The 14,541-nt window shown below is 57.5% G+C and carries 11 protein-coding genes; 6 read left to right on the plus strand and 5 right to left on the minus strand.

Annotated elements, in window-relative coordinates; genetic code table 11:
* The first annotated feature begins 42 nt into the window (after positions 1–42).
* The 6 genes from BM413_RS18785 to BM413_RS18810 all read left to right on the plus strand — a co-directional run bounded on the left by BM413_RS18785 (position 43) and on the right by BM413_RS18810 (position 6,317).
* A complete protein-coding gene (locus BM413_RS18785) occupies positions 43–1,365 on the plus strand; it encodes a tyrosine-type recombinase/integrase (RefSeq protein ID WP_091915811.1) in 1,323 nt (440 codons plus the stop codon).
* 17 nt (positions 1,366–1,382) lie between these two features.
* A complete protein-coding gene (locus BM413_RS32555; RefSeq protein WP_139238608.1) occupies positions 1,383–2,264 on the plus strand; it encodes a hypothetical protein in 882 nt (293 codons plus the stop codon).
* Between the two features lie 413 nt (positions 2,265–2,677).
* On the plus strand, positions 2,678–2,887 hold the full coding sequence (locus tag BM413_RS18795) for a helix-turn-helix transcriptional regulator (protein ID WP_091915814.1): 210 nt from the start codon (positions 2,678–2,680) through the stop codon (positions 2,885–2,887).
* A 24-nt stretch (positions 2,888–2,911) separates the two neighbouring features.
* On the plus strand, positions 2,912–3,385 hold the full coding sequence (locus BM413_RS18800) for a hypothetical protein (protein ID WP_091915816.1): 474 nt from the start codon (positions 2,912–2,914) through the stop codon (positions 3,383–3,385).
* A gap of 116 nt (positions 3,386–3,501) precedes the next feature.
* Positions 3,502–3,801: a hypothetical protein gene (locus BM413_RS18805; RefSeq protein ID WP_091915818.1), complete on the plus strand. Its 300-nt coding sequence runs from the start codon at positions 3,502–3,504 to the stop codon at positions 3,799–3,801.
* A complete protein-coding gene (locus BM413_RS18810) occupies positions 3,798–6,317 on the plus strand; it encodes a DUF927 domain-containing protein (protein WP_091915820.1) in 2,520 nt (839 codons plus the stop codon). The genes BM413_RS18805 and BM413_RS18810 overlap by 4 nt, the downstream gene beginning before the upstream one ends.
* 191 nt (positions 6,318–6,508) lie before the next feature.
* Here BM413_RS18810 and BM413_RS18815 read toward each other — a convergent pair whose 3' ends face one another.
* The 5 genes from BM413_RS18815 to BM413_RS18835 are packed head-to-tail and all read right to left on the minus strand — an operon-like array spanning position 6,509 to position 14,525.
* Complete coding sequence (locus tag BM413_RS18815) at positions 6,509–7,699, minus strand: GIY-YIG nuclease family protein (RefSeq protein ID WP_091915822.1); 1,191 nt, start codon at positions 7,697–7,699, stop codon at positions 6,509–6,511.
* Positions 7,692–9,743: a DEAD/DEAH box helicase gene (locus tag BM413_RS18820; RefSeq protein ID WP_091915824.1), complete on the minus strand. Its 2,052-nt coding sequence runs from the start codon at positions 9,741–9,743 to the stop codon at positions 7,692–7,694. The genes BM413_RS18815 and BM413_RS18820 overlap by 8 nt, the downstream gene beginning before the upstream one ends.
* A complete protein-coding gene (locus tag BM413_RS18825; protein WP_091915826.1) occupies positions 9,740–10,915 on the minus strand; it encodes a hypothetical protein in 1,176 nt (391 codons plus the stop codon). Before BM413_RS18825 ends, BM413_RS18820 begins: the two co-directional genes overlap by 4 nt.
* Positions 10,915–11,766 (minus strand): hypothetical protein, encoded by an 852-nt coding sequence (locus BM413_RS18830; RefSeq protein ID WP_091915828.1) that lies wholly within the window; start codon positions 11,764–11,766, stop codon positions 10,915–10,917. The genes BM413_RS18825 and BM413_RS18830 overlap by 1 nt, the downstream gene beginning before the upstream one ends.
* Positions 11,763–14,525 (minus strand): class I SAM-dependent DNA methyltransferase, encoded by a 2,763-nt coding sequence (locus tag BM413_RS18835; protein ID WP_091915830.1) that lies wholly within the window; start codon positions 14,523–14,525, stop codon positions 11,763–11,765. Before BM413_RS18835 ends, BM413_RS18830 begins: the two co-directional genes overlap by 4 nt.
* Positions 14,526–14,541 lie beyond the last annotated feature (16 nt).

Consider the following 14,541-nt stretch of genomic DNA (forward strand, 5'->3'; position numbering starts at 1 on the left):
TTGGTGGCTAAATGGTGGCTAAACCAATGAGCGAGCGCGAAATTGCCGAAAATCAAGCTTTCAAAATTGACCGTCGATTCAATCGAACCCACGAACAAGGCGGTGTACTATTACGATACCGATCTTACCGGATTCTTTTTGAGGGTCATGCCCTCTGGAGCAAAGGCGTGGGGCTACGAGTATCGCGTGGGTTCGGGACGAAAAGGCCGAAAGAACCGGATCACCATCGCCGCTGTCGGCAAGGTCACGCCTGATGAAGCTAGAAAGATAGCACGACGGCACTCTGCCGAGGTCACGCTTGGAAAAGACCCTGCGGCGGAGAAGCAAGCCGCCTCAAAGGCGATGACGGTCTCCGAGCTCATCGAACTCTATGAACAAGAGGGCTGCTACGTCCAGCGCGGGACTCGTATGGGCGAGCCTATGAAGGATCGCACCAAGCAATATACGATCGCCCGTCTTCGACATCATGTTTTGCCTCTGTTGGGGAGGCTGCGAGTTGAAGGAATTGGGTCTGCCGAAATCGAAAGGATGGTCAGGGATATCGAAAAGGGCAATACCGCGAAGGACGAAAAGGTCGGGCCTCGTAAAAGGATCATTGTCCGTGGCGGCGAAGGGGCTGCCAGGAAGGTCGTTCGTGACTTCTCGGCGGTCCTCTCCTTTGCAGTTCGCAGGGGGATGATTGCCAGGAATTCATGCGCTACAGCTGGGGTTCGAAAGACTGATAATCAGAGGGACCGCTTCCTCAAAATTGAAGAGATCACCCGACTAGGTGCCGCGTTCCGGGACTTAGAAGCAGAGGGCACAAATCCGAAGGCAATCAACATTGCACGACTCTGGGTTCTTACGGGGTGCCGCCGTGATGAAATTGCCGGGCTGAAATGGTCGGAAGTTGATTTCGATGAGGGACTGTTCCGATTTTCGAACTCGAAGACTGGCAAGAACATCCGGCCGTTGGGATCGGCGGCACGGACGATCCTTTTGGATATCGCTGTAGACGATACGAGCCCGTATGTTTTTCCCGCTGAGTCTGGCAATGGCCATTACCAGGGCACCAAGGGAGTCTGGCCGAAGGTTCTCGCCAAAGCCGAACTGATCGGCGTTACACCACACACGCTTCGCCATAGCATCGGCTCGGCTGCGGCTTCAAAGGGCGAAGCTCTTCCCATGATCGGAGCGATACTCGGCCATCGAAATGTTCGATCAACGGCCATCTATGCGCACGTGCAACATGACCCCTCAAGGCTTGCGACAGACAGGGTCGTCGCCGACATCAATGCTGCTCTTACAGGTAGCGTCAAAGCCAAGGCTTCTGGGGGCACGTTAGGAGCAATTTCACAGATGGCAGATATAGAAACGGACTTGTAAGATGAGGCCGTGCATTCATGACGATTTGGAAAAACGAGAACTCCTGGCCTCGGGACTTTGGGGATTTCATTTTCCTGACAAAGGGAGTGCGCCTGGTCGGCCGAGCAGCCTTCCCTGGCGAATGGCACGATTCAGACCCTCTTCAAGTGCCGCAACCAGATTTTCGAGGTAAGGCGTCAGAGCCAACGCAGCTTAGACACTCATTCATCCGTAAATTGCTCATGGATGATGACACGGAATGGAAGGTGCCTTTTCAGTTTCAGATCCGCCCTCCCGGAGTCAAGCTTCCGGTAGAACAATGGCGAGTGCGCGGCGAGCAGCTTCTGCGTGAACACAAGGCAAGAACTGACGCAGCACGCGCGCGATGCAGGCAGGCAGAACAGATGCTGCTGGATTGGCTCGTCGCAGGCGAAGTGAGGGCAGCGCTTCGGCCACATGAAGGGGGTTCGCTGCAGCCGATTCCGAACACTCACTGGAATTCGGAGAATGTCGGCAGCCGATTCGCTACAGGCAAGCTTGATGCCGAAAATCCGTTCAAGCCGACAAGCGATATTCGAGATGAGTCGGCCGCTTGGATATTCATCAATGTTGCAGATCTCGCCCGCCAGTTGCCTTCAAACCCCGCTTTGGCGAGTGTTCCCGAAACGGAGCTGCGGCGCTCGACAATATTGCGCTTCGCAATCGATTTCAGCGAAGCGCATTTTGACTTTTTCTTTGAGAAAGGCCGGACGCAAAAGGAAATCTCGCGCAAGGCGCAGGATGTCTGGTTTGACCGCCACAATTCCAAACTTCCCACGACCGTAGCCGACGCGATCGCTGTTGTCGTCCGCGAGCTGGAACACGGAAAAGGAAAGTGGTCTCGCGTGCACAGCGAGCGCGAATCGCGGAAATCGAACTAGGCTGCCATCGGGCTGAACGGGAGGTTGCGATCCCGGCTGCGATAAGCCGCCTCTAGAGCTAGACTAGCCAGCCCTCGCGTCTGCTCGATCGGCATGAAGGCTTCAGCTTCGAAGCTTTGGTCGACCCCTCCCTCACCACCGCTGGGCGTTCTTCGGCACATTTCAAATCTATGGCCCGTCGCTCCAGGCTCCAGGGCTTCTCGCGCCCGGACCACGGCGGCTGTGATCCGTGCTCACGTGAGCGAGCACCTTCATTTTATTCAATGAATACAATTAATTGATGGCATTCCGGAGCCTTTTCGGATGCTCCGGTACCATCATGCGTCATGCTCGATAGCTGAGACGACCACGTCGAATTTCGGCATGTATCTCTCACCAGCCGGGGTTGTCCGGCGCAATTCGGGAGTAGCAGCATGACTTACGTACTATCCTCTTCGACCGCGTTCAGAACGCCCGCAGCCGCCGACTACTGCGGCCTGTCGGCTTCCACTTTCGAAAAGCTCAGGGTCTTCGGCGGAGGCCCGGCCTACATCAAGCTCGGCCGCCGTGTGGTGTACCACCGCGCCGATTTGGACGCCTGGCTCGACGGCAAGCGCCGCCAGTCCACCTCGGTTTGTACCTAATTCATCTTGAAAGGAGAAAAGCAGATGAAGACTTCGTTCAAAAACGTGCCGTCCATCATCCATATCGCCAACGTTGTCGTTGGTGGGCCTAGTGGGTCGATGTCCCGGATCTCCACGGATGCGGTTCCGCACATCATAGAAGAACTCAGCCTCTGGAAGCGCATCAACGTATGGAAGAAGACGGATTGGGTGGAAATGACTGTCAAAGGGGCAGCTCTCTGCTCTGCCTATTTTGGCAACATGGCCGAGAATGGACAGACCGCCGAATCGTTCACCCCATTCGAAGGGGGGCTATCTGACATGCATGGCAAAAACCTCGTCTGGCTCTTGCATAAAGTCGGAAAGCTCAGCGAGGCAACTAAAAGGGCGGAGCGGGACCTGACACTTGTACAGATTGTCCCGGGCCTTGGGCTCCGAGGGGTCAGGGTGTCGTTCGAGCCGCTCCCCGCAGAGTTGGTTGCGGCGAACGACAACAATGACCACCGCACTCTGCACTAACGAAAAAACCACGACCTAAGCCGTGGCTTTTCGAGAGGCGGCGGGATGCCGCTCTGATCTAGACACTCAGAAAATAGCATCCCGCTGCCGACATCGCAAACAGAAAGGACCAAGCGATGCCTGACGGCGATTTCTTCTCCAGGGTTGCGGACGCTGCCCGCCACAACAGTACGGTAGTTCTCAACCGCCTTCTGCCAGCGGGCACCCTGAAAGGTCGAGAGTATGTCGCTCTCAATCCGAACCGGAGCGACAGCAAACCGGGCTCATTCAAGATCAACATCGACACGGGAAGGTGGGCGGATTTCGCAACCAACGATCACGGCGGCGATCTGATCAGCCTCACCGCATACCTCTACCGGATGCGCCAGCTTGAAGCTGCCGAGCGTTTGGCTGACATGCTGGGGGTGCGGAAATGAAAAGGCCGCTTCCGAATAGCATGTTCGCTCCATTGACAGAGGCCGAACGGCTCCATCAAGGGACCGGGGCGAAGGCTGCCAAGCCCACACTCAAGCCGATCGTGCCGGCTCCACCGGCGGCCATCAATACGCCATTCCCGCGCCATCGCGAATACGGCCGACCCAGCGTCGTTTACACATATCGTAACGGCGACGGACAGGTCTGTTTTCATGCTCTGCGTTTTGAGCGCCTGGATGCCGATGGTACGAAAGTCAAAGTCGTTCTCCCTCTGACTTGGTGCGAGGACGACAAGGGGCGCGCGACTTGGCGGTTTAAGGGACCGGGCAATAATCGCCCGCTTTTTAACTCAAATCAGATTGCTCAGTTGCCCGCCCGGACGGTGATTGTCTGCGAAGGCGAGAAGGCTGCCGCAGCTGCGACGGCTCTTTTCCCAGATTGGGTCGCTACTACCACCTTGGGTGGCAGCAAGAGCGCCCACAACAGCGATTTCAGCCTGCTGGCCGGAAGAAGGGTCGTGATTTCTCCGGATTTCGACGAACCTGGGCTCGCCTATGGCCAGGATATCGCTCGCCTCGCGCTTGCGGCGGGTGCTTCGGAAGTCTTGCACCTGTCAGCAACGCTGTTGAGCTCTCGGGAGGGGAACACTGAAGGCGGGACAGCAGGACCGCCTCCAAAATCGGGGTGGGACCTGGCGGATGCGATTGAAGAAGGATGGACAGCAGAGATGGCCCAGAAAATGATTTCTACACAATCGGCGTTGCCGGTGTTCCCGGTTGCGGCGAACGACAATGCGGGGGAAGGCGATCAACGTCGCGGCCCTCCGCAGGAATTCGTGGTTGGACCCGAGTGGACTTTCCGCCGGGTGAACGCTGATGGAGAGGTCCAGATGGTTCCCTTCTGTTCACCTCTCCGTGTGCGGGGGTGGGCACGCGACGAACACGGTCAGCAATGGAGTCTTCTGGTCGCATTGGTGGATCGTGACGGCATCGAGCATGAGTGCTTCGTGTCGAACAGCCAGCTGGGGGATGATGGCGCTACCGTACGCAAGATGCTCATGGAGCGGGGTTTGCGGCTAACCACACTGAAGAGCAGCCGCACCCACCTGAATCACTATCTGATGAGCGCCGATCCGGCCGAGCGCTATCGTACGGTAGCATCGCTCGGGTGGTTCAACGACGTGTTCGTCCTTCCCGACGAGGTCATCGGCCCCACGTCTGAAACGGTCCTCTATCGTCCAGCCGGCATGAACAAGTCCTTCTTTGGTGCCAACGGTACAATCAAAGACTGGAAGGAACTTGCGCGCTTCGCCGAGGGCAATAGCCGTCTGATTCTGGCATTGAGCGTGGCATTCGCCGGACCACTGCTCAGGCATACCGGCGACGAGACCGGCGGGTTCCATTTCAGGGGTAAGTCTTCCACTGGTAAATCCACGACGATGGTGCTCGCATCGACAGTTTGGGGCGGGCCTCACGGCAATTACGTGGTTCAGTGGCGGGCCACAGACAACGGGCTGGAAGGAATCGCAAGCGGACATTCCGACATGCTGCTCTGCCTGGACGAGTTAAGCCAGGCGTCGGGGCGCACACTCGGCGAAACCATGTACATGCTCGGAAACGGCATGGGCAAAGTGCGCGCCGACCAGTCGGGAAGCGCAAGGCCGACAAAAAGCTGGCGGCTGATGTTCCTCAGCACCGGCGAAGAGAGCTTCGAAGACAAGATGCGGGAGGCCGGGCCAAACCAGCGGATCAAAGCGGGTCAGGAGGTACGGGTTATCGACATTCTTGCGGACGCGGGGAAAGGGCTTGGGATTTTCGATACGCTCAATGGCCGGGTAGACGGAAGCGACCTATCTCGACACATCAAAGACTTGGCTTCAAAAAGCTACGGCGTCGCCGGATCAGAATTTCTAAAAGCCATCATTGACGACATCGATGACGCTCGCGGCTACGTACAGGGCATCCAGAAAATGTTCGTTGAGAGGGCCCTGCCAGCGGGCGCTGACGGCCAGGTTGCTCGCGTGGCACAACGCTTTGGCCTTGTAGCGGGGGCTGGCGAGCTGGCAATTCGCCATGGCATTCTGCCGCTCACAATGAGCTCGGCGATCTGGAGCTGCGAAGTCTGTTTCGAGGAATGGCTAAGGGCGCGTGGCAGCGTCGGCGCATCTGAGGATCGCCGGTCCGTGGAATCCGTTCTCGGGTTCATCACACGACACGGAGCTACCAGGTTCGACTGGTGGGACGAGGGCGAACAGGGCGCCTCGTCTGAGAGTGCCCGCGACCGGCTTGGTTGGAAAAAGCGAGAAGGGGGCCAGTGGTCATATTACCTGACCCCAGACGGTTTCAAGGAAGCCTGCACCGGCTTCGATGGCTCGATGGTGGCGAAGGTACTCGCGGCCAAGGAAATCCTGAAACTGGCGGGGGACGGAAAGTCGTCCAAGGCGGTCAAAGTGCCGGGGCATCCCAAGATGCGGCTCTACCACTTGGTCCCGCCCTCCGAAAACGAGGATGATGGCTGACGGTTAGTGTGTTCCGCGTGTTCCGGATGTTCCCGGAACACGCGGAACACCTCGAACACCTGGAACATCGGATCGGCGTGCCACACTTCTCTATCAGCCATCACAGAAAGTTGGTTGCCACCCGGTGCGGAAAGCTGGCTGCGCCTGAAGCCATCGAGAAGATCCGCAGTCCTGCGGGAGGAGAGTTCCGCTCAGTCCCTTCGCTTCAGCGAGGCGCTGCCGGGGTCATACACATACTCGGTGATCGTCCCGTCCTTGATCTTTTCGACCGCCTCATCGACGACAAAGAGCGGCACCAAAAACCATTCGCGCGGCACAACTGGCCGACCGAAGCGATCCATGATCTCGATCTCTAGGCGAGCCGGATCAAAGACGCGGTGAATCAGGTTCTCCAGTCGGACGCGGCTAATGTTGAACAGGCGATAGGTCGCCACGACCTCAACATCAGCCATAAGAAAGGTAGGTTGGAGGCGCGCGCCAGCGACGCGCTGCTCAACATCGAGATTGGTGACGCCGATCTTGTGCACCAAGTCGCGATTGGCGCTGACCATTGGATGGTCCGATGTGCTCCTGAGCACATAGATGGTACCGCTTGCCTCATCATCGTCGGCTTGTTCTCCGGAAAACAGAGGTCCGGCGGCCGGGTCGGTGATCCGGCGACCAGCCTCATCCTTGTTGAGCGCGCGTTGCAATGAGCGCATCAAGAGATTGCTTTCGGTGCCGTTGTCGAAGATCACACGCAGCCGAGCATCAGTGCGTCCCTGGGCATTGGCGAAAGTTTCGCCCGCTTCAGCGACATAGGCCTTCTGACCGCCGACGATGAACCAGGCGCCGGGACGGATTTCCGCCTTGAGCTCGAAGGGACGCGTCTGGCGCTCGCCGCTGTCGAGTTCGCGCTGCACCTTTTCGAAGAGCGGCTTGAACTTCTCGAAATCGTCGCATCGGTCGCGGTTTGCGATGTCCTCGGCAGCGCGCTTTTCCTCAGCCGATCTGACATGCCGCAGCTCGGTGATATCAGGCGAAGCGTCGGTCTCGACGCCGAGTTCAGCCAGAAGTGCATCATCATCAAGATCGTCGGGAACGGCGGCGTGGATATGCCCGTCACCGGCTAACAAGCCCTGATGGTCGAGCGGGAGGAGCAAGGTCCTGCATTCTTCAAGTTCTCTCAACCGATCGAGCCGCACAGCATAAAGCCGCTCGAAGATGTCGCGGTTTTCACCATGTTGAGGTGACCGGCCATGCTCTTCCGCAAAGCGTAGTATCTCCTCAAAGCCGGCAATGATGCGCTCTTCGCGGGGCGTATGACCTCCCTGCCGCTTCTCTTCGCTCTCGACTCCGAGCTCCGCTAGAAGGGCATCATCCTCATCGGTGAACCTAGCCACGGGCGGCCTCTGCTTTCATGCGGGCGAGGAACGCCACACCTTCGGCCATACGCTTTTCCCACGGATCGGCAGCGATGATATCGGGAAGCCGGCCGCGCTCCTGCTTAAATTTCAGGGCGCGCTTGGCGAGCTCCCTCGCCTCGTCCAGCGTGAGGCTGATCTTCCTGGCGTTGATAATCGCCTGAACCTGTTTCAAGCTCTCTTCGCTCATCGTTTTGGCGAGGATGGCGCGAGCCTCTCCGAACGGATTGATGCTGTCGATCAGGTCGATATCGAGCTCGCGCACATCCATGGCGTATTTTCGGACACCCTGAACGAACGCGGTATTCGGCCCCGGCTCACTATCGGAGGCCAAGGCCACTTCCTTGGCCTTCTGCGTCAGGTTGAGTGCGGCAACGGCGTGCTGTCGTACGGCCTCCTGATCGGTCTCATCAAGCTCCGGATAGCGATCTTTGATGATCTTGCCCATCCGCACTTGGGTCAGCTCTTCGGGCACCATCTCTTCATCGAACAGGCCCTTGCCAACGGTGTTGCGATCCTGAACGAAGGCAGCGATAACCTCGTTCAAGTCTTGCTGGCAGATGCGGGCTGCCTCCTTGCTCTTAGGCTCAACGAGACCCTTGATCTCGACCAGAAATCGACCGCTTTCCTCGTTGAATCCGACGTTGCACCGGTCGGGTTTGTAGCCCTCTTCTCCATAGTCAAAGCCCGGTGTCGGGCCGCTGCCTGGGTTTTTCGGCTTGAACTCAAAGCGTGGTGCCAGCACCTGCTCCATAAGCAGGCTGGCGGCGATCGCCTTGAGCGTATCGTTTACGGCCTCGTTGACGGCTTCGTCAGAGGCGTCGGGCTGGGCGATCAGGTTGCTGAACCGCGCACGCTCCTTGCCCGGCGCATCACGCGTCGCGCGGCCGATGATCTGCACGATCTCGGTCAGGCTCGATCGATAACCAACCGTGAGGGCATGTTCGCACCAGATCCAATCAAATCCTTCCTTAGCCATGCCGAGCGCGATGATGATGTCCACATGATCGCGATTGTTCTTCTGCACGGGGTCTTTGAGAGCGGCCGAAACTCGATCGCGTTTGGCTGGATCATCGTCCACCAGGTCGGCGATACGTAGAATTCGGCCATCGGACCGCTTTACCAGCTGGAATCCAGTGACAGTGTCAGCACCCTGCCACTCGCCCAGTTCCTCGATGATGTGTTCGACCTCCTTGATCTTGTCTTTCGTGCTCTCGCGCGAATTGACGTTCGGGATATGCACGATCGTCTTTTCAGTTGGGTCAAGCACCTTCAGGATGTCGTCGGCATAGGCATCCGAATAGAAGAAGTAGCCTATGTCGAGCTGCTTCAGGTATTCATAGCCATTCAGCTGCTCGTAATATGTGTAGGTGACGGCATCGAACTTAGCCTCGTCCTCCGGCGCGAGCACGGCGTCCGAATCGCCTCGAAAATAGGACCCGGTCATGGCCACGACATGCGCACGGTCGCGAGCCATGAACTGGCTGAGATGCTGGCCGAGCTTGTTGTCGGGATTGGCGGAGACGTGGTGGAACTCATCGATCGCAATCAGGCGATCATCGAACGCATCTACCCCGAACTTTTCCACGGCGAAGCGGAGGGTGGCGTGCGTGCATACCAGCACCTTGTCGCTGCCCTCTAGGAAGGCGGCGACGGAATTGACCTTGCCGCCATTGTCTGAACCTGGGGCATTGCACAGGTTCCATCTCGGCTCTACGTGCCAATCGGCCCAGAAGCCGAATTTGGTCAGGGGCTCGTCGGCGAAGCTCGAACCGATCGACTTTTCCGGCACGACGATGATGGCCTGTTTCAGCCCCTGGTTCGCGAGCTTGTCGAGGGCGATGAACATGAGCGCGCGGCTCTTGCCCGACGCTGGTGGCGATTTGATCAGCAGGTATTGCTCCCCACGCTTCTCAAAGGCCTTTTCTTGCATGGGCCGCATCCCGAGCTCATTTGCCTTGGTCGAGCTGCCGTTGCGCGCGTAGGTCACGGATACCGATGGCACGGATTTTATCTGCTTCATGTGTAGGCCCCCGCCTTCAAATTGCCTTCGGTCCAAGCTTCTTCGACAAGATTCGTATCGGCCAGAAAGAACTCGCCGCCAAGAGAGGTACCGGTAGGTGATCTACAGAGAATCTGCTGCATGGCACGCTCGCCTGCTTTCGCATGATTTGAACTTGGATGTGGTTCAAACCCCGACTTTACCCCTGAGTAAAGCACCTCCCATCGGAAGGCGCATTTGGGCAAGGTGCGATTATGATCATCACAGCGTGTCTGTGGACTCCTTGAGAAACCCGCTTTCACTACGATCTTTCCGCTCGCGGGCTCGCCGAGGAAGGCATCCGTGTCGCCTTGAAGCTTCAGCACATAGAGATGTTTAGGCCCTTCGGACTCGCGCGTCACAAAAGCGTTCTGCGACACCGGACCAGCCTTACTCGGCGCAAGTATTTCTCTCGCGTTGCCCGGAGTTGAACCGATGATCGGGTTCTCGCCATAGACATCGACTTCCTGAAGATCAAGCTTCAGGATATTCAGTGCCTCTTGCCTGGAAAGTGGAACACCGCGTGCTCCAATATGCTGCCATGCCTCCCTCTCAGTAGCTTTTGGCGCGAAATCCCGAACATAAATTCGGGATTCTGAAGTGACGCGCCAGGCTCGGGTCGCTTTAACGGCATAGTTCCATTTGTCGGCTTGCTCCGGATCTCGCTGCTTGGCGTTCCACGCGGTTGGAGCCATGAACTGGTGGGCATGCGCCAACTGATGAGAGCATTGCTGCACGCCGATGACCTGATAGAGGTCGTTCTTCTCCGCTCGGCCAGCTCCGTAAACGACAACGAGCACGCCGGGTCTGCTACCTTCGATGAAACTCTGCCTGCGCCTTTCATCGGCGAAGCCCAAGAAGCCCCATTCTTCGGGGCCGAAGCCGTAAAAACTGGTCAGCCAAACATTAGGCGGATCGGAATAGATAGCCTCCATCGGGGACATGAGATCGCCGGGCGCATGCAATTCCTCGAACCGCTGCACGCTGCCGTATTCCCTGACAATCAATGCCGGCGCGGATGTCATCATCTTGTCGCCGGGAGCATCCCAGTCGTGCACTTCAAACATGTTACGATAGCTGCCGTAGTAGCTTTTCGCAATGTGGCTGATCGCCTGCGCGTCTCCACCTTGACTGTAATTGGAGCTCTTTGCCATCAAGCGGCCCTTTGGTCGAAGCGGCGAAGAAACAAGCGTGCAGTTACCAGCGTGATCTGAAGACGGAACATCGCGTCTTCCTCCTCGGACAAGCCAGGATGCCCTCCATGGGGGTGCAATCTATTCATCAACGCCTGAGTGTACTGCGTCTTCTGGCTGTCCCATTCATTGTAGTCGACGAGAAGGAACGGAGGGTTCGCTCCCCCTCCGAGAAAGTCACGCTTTGCCTTGCTATTGTCTGATCCCGCATAGCCGAGCTTGTCCGCTATCTCGTTCAGGTAGCTCTCGTAAAAGTTCCGCAACTCGCCGTTCGCGGAGGACCATTCTCCCCTGCTGAAAGCAGAGATCGCCCGCTTCAGATGTCCTTTGGCTACGTCAAATCCGTGGCGATCGAGCAGCATCTCGACTTCGCTTTCCGCTTCGCGGAAGTCGGCCCCCGGAACGCCCGAGGGAAGCATGCGCCTCAGCTCGACGGTTGTTTCAGTTCTTGCAGAACCCCATGGCCTCTGCGGCGGTGTTTCGGTGATGGTGTCGACGATTTCGAAGCCATCAAAACGAAGCCCGGCGACGAGCTTCTTCCAACTTTCGGAGCCTTTCACCTTAACTGGCGCTTTGATGGCTCTCTCAATAAGCGCCCGCGCAAGACTGACCCGCCCTGCGGCTGTCATGACTTCCGGATTTTCTTCGACGGCTATCTTCGAAAGTCCCGCGACACGCCCAGATTTGCTGCTCGTACCATATCGACCTGAAACGTCCCATTCCACCTCCAGAACTTCCATATCGTCGTGAGAGCTAAAGGCCGAAATGACTTCGGCGGCAGCGACCACTGTCATACGGTTGAACCCGGTCATGCCGCGCCTGCCTCGGGCCTTGCCTGGCCTCCGGCCGTCAGCTTCGTGTAGAGCTCGAAGAGCTTTTCCAGGCGTTCGGTGTCGTTCTTGAATCGGCGCCCGATATAGATGCGCTCCAGAACCTCGTCGTTGCGGTCATGGGCTGCACGCAGATCGGCGGGCATATTTTCGGGATCATAGAGATCGGCGATTGTCGCCGGAAAATGAGCCTCGCGCGCCAGTAGGATGTCCTGGGCGCAGCGCGTCAGATCGGCTTTGTTCTTCTGGGAGAGCGGGGGGACTGGGAATGTGTGCCAACCCATCTTGTTAGAATAGCTGTAGTCGCTCTTCATGCGCCCGCAGATTGTACCGATCCACGAAAGATGCAGCTTCGATGCGATGACGGCCAGGCACCAAATAGGTGCGTCATAGAGTGCGTAAGCGAGGTTGCTGACGACGCAATTGTTATCCAATAGGCCAACCGGTAGATACTCACGGCTTTCTGAACTCCGAATAGGAATAATGATGGTCTGACTTCTTCCGATGTTCATCTCGCAAAACTGATGCGGACGCGAAGCCATGGCTCTAGTGGCGGGACGAGTGCTTGCGAGACGCCACGCGCGGACGTTCTTTACCCGGTCACTTATACTCTTAACCGTGAGCGCCTGTTCTCGAACGTCATCGGTCAACCACAGGCATTTGCGCCGGCCGCCCCGAATGAACTCCGACGAGCCGTAAAAATTCCTTGTAAAATAGGCCAGTTCCGCTTCCGAAAGCTCGCTGAACTCGTGATGCTCCAGGATCAAGAAATTGCCTTCGTAGGGCTGATTGCCAAGGCTCATTCTTGGCAGGCCATTGCGAGGCCGAGCGGACCCTTCGACGATGATATCGCGGCTCGGAACGAGATAGGCGTTGATGTTGGTCGCCTCACGAACGGAAACTAACCCGCCCTTCTCCTCAGTATAGATCAGACGTCGCTGATCGGTCGAAACCCCAAAGCCTATGATGGCAACCGTCACACCTGCATTATGCGCTGCGAGGTTCCTCCACAGGAAGGAGGTGTGAGCGAAGAGTATTTTGTTCCCCCGCTGAAATACGAGCGGCCAAAGGAGCGGCACTTGTCCCCCTTGGCATATAGAGTTTGTAGAAACGAAGGCGGACTTTGAGACAGTCTCCTGCCCATACAGGGCGGCCTTGAAAAACCACCCCGCGACATAATCGAGCGACTTGTAAGTGTCGGTATAACCCTCAAACACACTGCGCAGATCATCTTTCTGCTCGTTTGTCTGGTTTTTCGTGCCCTTGTAGGGTGGGTTGCCGCAGATGAAAGTTTCCCCGCCCTCGTTCTCGAAGTCGATCTCGGCTTGGTCGAGCGGCGTGTGAAACAGATCATCGGCCTGGTGTATCACCGCCGTTCCGGTGGGCGGACAGATACTGAGCCAGTCCACCCGAAGCGCGTTGCCCGAATAAATCCAGTTCTGGGCATCGAGCGGCAGGAAATCGCGTAGCGCCTCCCTCTGGCCGCGATAGAGCACGTCACATTGATACTCGGCGATGATCAGCGCCAGGCGCGCGATCTCGGCCGGAAAGTCCCGCAGCTCGATGCCGCGAAAATTGGTGAGAGGAATCTCGGTGCGCCGATCGGGCTCCCCACGCCGATCGTTGATGATGGCCTCGATCGCCCGCATTTCTTTGTAGGCGATGACCAGGAAGTTGCCCGAGCCGCAGGCCGGATCGAACACGCGGATGCGGGCCATGCGATTGCGCAGGTTGAGCAGCTTGCGGGTATTGTCGGCGGCTTCCTCCAGCTTCTCACGCAGATCGTCGAGGAAAAGCGGGTTCAAGACCTTAAGGATGTTGGGCACGCTGGTGTAGTGCATCCCAAGTGCACCGCGTTCCTCGTCGTCGGCGACGGCCTGGATCATCGAGCCGAAAATGTCGGGGTTAATCTTCTTCCAGTCGAGCCGGCCGATATGGATCAGATAGGAGCGTGCGATTCGGGTGAAGACCGGCACGGCGGCGTTGCCTGAAAACAGGCCGCCGTTCACATAAGGGAACCGATCTGCCCATCGAGGCAGTTTGGCTTGGGCTCGATCCGCGCTCTTTATGTTCATTGCGCGAAAAAGCGTGCTGATAACTTCGTGGGTGTTTGAGGAATCCCCCGCGCTCATCTGCTCGATCGTGCCTGTGAACAAGTCAGGCGCTTCGAAGATGTCGGTATCTTCGGAAAAGAAGCAAAATATGAGCCGGGCCATGAAGTGATTCATGTCGCCGCGACGCTCGGCCGTGCTCCAATCGGGATTGTCCTTGAGAAGCTGGATATAGAGGCGGTTGAGACGACCTGTCGCCTTGATGTCGAAAGAGCTGTCGCGGAGCTGCTTGACCGTGGTGATGCCGGCGAGGGGCAGGAACACGCCGAAATGATCGGGAAATTCGGGATAAGCACAGGCGATGGTATCGCCACCGATCAGATCTTCGGCCTCGAACATGTCTCCATCGGTCGCGAGGATGAACTTCGCCTTGGCGCGCGCGGTTACGGGGCTTGCCTTCAGCGCGGCCAGGGTTCGGGCGACATCACCGCGCGGGGAGACGGCAATGTGAATGTTGTTGGTTTGCAGCACGCCGCCAAGATCGGATTTGTTGGATGCGCCGCTGCGCAGCTTTCTGAGCGTGGTTTCCTTGTTTCCAAATGCCTCCAGGAAGGCATAGGGGAATTCGCCGGGATCAAAGGGTATACTCGCGAGCGCCGAAATGGCCTCTTCAATCTCTACGGGATTCATTTTCCTGCCCCTTGCC

It is taken from the genome of Mesorhizobium sp. YR577, from assembly GCF_900116595.1.
GTDB lineage: Bacteria > Pseudomonadota > Alphaproteobacteria > Rhizobiales > Rhizobiaceae > Mesorhizobium_M.